Here is a 953-nt window from a genome sequence, read left to right as displayed (position 1 = left end):
TTTTGTTATCGTTGAAATCAACAATTGAAGGTTAGTTCGACAAGACTAAATGCATGTCGTTCCAGCGTAATCCTCCGTGACTCGATTCTGACGTCCCGTCATCAACAAACCCAAATTGTTGATAAAAACCGACGAGCTCCTCTTGGCAGATAAGATACATCGCTGACTTTTGCATCGCCTGCATCATAGCAATAAATTCGTGCATTAATGCAGTGGCATAACCTTGGTGCTGGAAATCAGGATACACAACCACTGACATGACAACGATATTTGGGCCTATTGGATCATGACCGATGAGTTCTTTGAATTCCTCATCACTTAGGGAGACGTCAAAACATGCTCCGCAATTGATGAAACCGATGATTTGCGACTCTTTTTCTAGAACGAGAAATCCCTCGGGATAAGTCTCAATACGTTGTTGGATTTTTTCTCGAGTGGCAGCTTCATCGCCCGCATAGCCTTCTTGTTCTATTTGAAAACAACGATCAGTGTCGGAAGGTGTCGCAGAACGAAAAGTCAGTGAAGAATGCATAAGTGCCTCTAAGCGATGAATAAAGTAATACTAAGCACCAAGGGGCTTACAATTGCGCTAATGACGTTAATGCAAGTGCTTTTGGATTATTCGCAATATCATCACTAGACGCTTCGCCTCAATAAACGCGTACATGCTCAATGGCAAGGTAATCAAACTTAGCAAAGTAAGAATCGGTAGCTGTGATAGATAAACGCTAACTGTTATGGAACCATAGCCGACTAGGTAGAATACACCGAGCATATATGTGCTTAATTGGATTCCTTATACGATCGGGAAGGTGCGTCGACCAACGTTTTTGTCTGCGTGAATATCCGGATATTGAGTAAGTAAAAGCAAGTTATTACTCAAACAAAATGGTAGCAGCAGAGCTAGATAAGCGAGTTGATCATAAGTCTTCGCGATCACTAAGAAGTTTCCG

1 protein-coding gene is annotated in these 953 nt (G+C 42.1%); it reads right to left on the bottom strand.

Annotation, left to right across the window (positions count from 1 at the left end):
- Positions 1-31 precede the first annotated feature (31 nt).
- Complete coding sequence (locus A3738_RS02225; RefSeq protein WP_068476130.1) at positions 32-532, bottom strand: GNAT family N-acetyltransferase; 501 nt, start codon at positions 530-532, stop codon at positions 32-34.
- Positions 533-953: the final 421 nt, after the last annotated feature.

The sequence above is a fragment of the Oleiphilus sp. HI0066 genome (genome assembly GCF_001635725.1).
Note: the sequence above shows the minus strand (reverse complement) of the source record. Positions and strands in the feature narration are given on the sequence as shown.

Excerpts from the sequence above, each read along its gene's own strand:
- A3738_RS02225 (WP_068476130.1), bottom strand. The coding sequence starts at position 532 with ATGCATTCTTCACTGACTTTTCGTTCTGCGACACCTTCCGACACTGAT.